The organism is bacterium (genome assembly GCA_035281585.1).
GTDB lineage: Bacteria > UBA10199 > UBA10199 > DSSB01 > DSSB01 > DATEDP01.
Window position 1 is genome coordinate 1 of the sequence record DATEDP010000049.1, and the last position, 2,046, is coordinate 2,046.

Annotated in this window: 4 protein-coding genes; all 4 read left to right on the plus strand. The window is 59.3% G+C overall.

Annotated features, from left to right (window positions below; genetic code table 11):
* Positions 1-379: 379 nt before the first annotated feature.
* The gene (locus tag VJR29_03855; GenBank protein HKY62532.1) at positions 380-694 is read left to right on the plus strand and encodes a P-II family nitrogen regulator; all 315 of its coding nucleotides are present in this window, start codon (positions 380-382) and stop codon (positions 692-694) included.
* 1 nt (position 695) lies between these two features.
* Positions 696-1,013, plus strand: coding sequence for a P-II family nitrogen regulator (locus VJR29_03860; protein HKY62533.1), 318 nt, complete (start codon positions 696-698; stop codon positions 1,011-1,013).
* A 67-nt stretch (positions 1,014-1,080) separates the two neighbouring features.
* Positions 1,081-1,680 carry a hypothetical protein gene (locus VJR29_03865; protein HKY62534.1) on the plus strand — a complete coding sequence of 200 codons (600 nt, stop codon included), beginning with the start codon at positions 1,081-1,083 and terminating at the stop codon, positions 1,678-1,680.
* Positions 1,658-2,046: SDR family NAD(P)-dependent oxidoreductase (locus VJR29_03870; protein HKY62535.1), on the plus strand; the 389-nt coding region annotated here is incomplete at its 3' end. The genes VJR29_03865 and VJR29_03870, both read left to right, overlap by 23 nt.

Below are 2,046 nucleotides of genomic sequence, written 5' to 3' on the forward strand. Positions count from 1 at the left end.
TGATCGAAGTCCATCGAGAGATCTTGAGCGCCTTCGTAAAGGCTCTGAACCCGGTCGGCCAGCGCCGACACCGAGGCTTCGCCGGAGGCTTGGACCGTCAGCGGAAGCAGGAGAAGTAAAAGGCGGAGGAAATGTTTTGCCATGATTGCCTAGACTTTCATCACACGCCGATTTCGCGGGCCATGCAATAGGCAAAGAAACGAGAAAAGGCCAATAAAATGCCTAAATTTGCTGGCACGGATCTTGGATATCGAAAAGCTCATGGGAAGAAAATTGTCAATCTGGCTCTTCCATTTGGGGCAAAGTTGGGGACGTTGGAGCGAGGGTCCGGGTTTCGCTCCGCGGCTGGTGCAACGGGCTTTGAGGGAAAAATCGACGCATGGCGCTTAAGGAAGTGATCGCCATCGTCCGGCCGGAGAAAGCCTTGGAAACCGAGGAAGCCCTGTTCAAGAGCGGCGCCCTCTTCGTCAGCCGCCATTCGGTCTTCGGCCGCGGCAAGGAGATGGGCCAGCAGTTCTTCCGCTCCTGGTTCCGGCTCAAGAGCCGCAGCTCCTCCTACCTGAGAAAAACCAAATTTTCGGCGCTGGTCGAGGAGAAGGATCTCGCCAAGCTCATCCAACAACTCATCGCCAAAAATCGCAGCAAAACTTTCGGCGACGGCCGGATCTTCGTCCTGCCGGCGGCAGGAGATTAAGATGCAGATGATCCGGGCCATCCTGCGCAGCGAGCGCGAGGAGAAGGCCATTCATGCCCTGGAAAAGCACGGTTTCGTTTCTTACACCCGCTGGGAGGTCATTGGCCGCGGCAAGCAGAAGGGAGTGAAGAAGGACGGGGTCCATTATCTGGAGCTCCACAAGACCTGCCTGATGATCGTGGTGGAGGACGGCGAGGAGAAGAAGGTCGTGAAGATTCTCCGCAATGCCGCCTTCACCGGCAAGATCGGCGACGGCAAGATCTTCGTGACCCCGGTCGAGGCGGCTTACACGATCCGGACCGGCCTGCCGGGGCTTTAGCGACATTTTCATAGACTTCAAAGGGAGCTTCCGCAAGAATGGCCCGGCCTTCGATGGGAGCCCCTTCATGAAAAAATTCCTCTTCTTCTTTTGCTGTCTTCTGACTCTAGCGGCGGCCGTTCCGGCCCTGGCCCAGCCCGACGATTACGGCCGGCCCTATCCGGGGCAAGCCCCGCGGCCGGTTGAATCGGACCCCGAGCACCGCAGCGGCTGGTTCATCGGGAGCGACCAAGGCGTCCTCTTTTTCGTCGGGACCAGCGATGACTTCATGGGCCCGCAGTACTATTTCAGCTTCTTCGGCGGCTATAACTTCAAGGGCTATATCTCGCCGATGATCCGGATGGGCCAGGCCATCGGCAATGCCCAAGGTTTCTTCGAGCCGACGACCTTCTTCTTCATGCTGGAAGGCGGCGTCAAGGTGACGCCCTTGCGGACCAAGTTCCGGCCCTACATCGAGGGCACCCTCGGTTTTTACGTCTTGGATTATTCCGATTTCGGCTTTCCGATCCAAGACGACGTCAACTTCACCTTCGCCACCGGCGGCGGCGTCGAATACAAATTCGGCGGCAGCACCATCGGCGTCGGCGCGGCTTATCGCGGCATGCTCAACGACGGCCTGGACATGCGGGCCGTGCAGGTGACGCTTGGCTACAGCTTCCAGTTCTAAGCTTTCCGGCAAGACCATCCTCGTCACCGGCGCCTCGATGGGCATCGGCGAACACCTGGCCCGGCACTTCGCCTCCCATGGCGCCGGCCTTATCTTGGTGGCCCGCAGCGCCGACCGCCTGAAGGCCCTCAGCGACGAGTTGAGTGCGACGGTTCCCTGCCGCTACGAACCCTGCGATCTCGGCGATCCCGCAGCGGTGAAGAGCTTGCTCCAGCGTCTCGAGCGCCTGGATAAGCTCGACGGCTTGGTCCTCAATGCCGGCATCGGGCTCTACGGAAAATTCGAGAACTTGGAGGACGGCGACATCCGCCGCCTCTTCGAGGTGAATTTCTTCAGCTACCTGACCTTGATCCGGGGCTTGCTGCC

Bases quoted from the DNA above. Each gene is read 5' to 3' on its own strand.
- VJR29_03855 (HKY62532.1), top strand. From the start codon at position 380: ATGGCGCTTAAGGAAGTGATCGCCATCGTCCGGCCGGAGAAAGCCTTG.
- VJR29_03860 (HKY62533.1), top strand. From the start codon at position 696: ATGCAGATGATCCGGGCCATCCTGCGCAGCGAGCGCGAGGAGAAGGCC.
- VJR29_03865 (HKY62534.1), top strand. From the start codon at position 1,081: ATGAAAAAATTCCTCTTCTTCTTTTGCTGTCTTCTGACTCTAGCGGCG.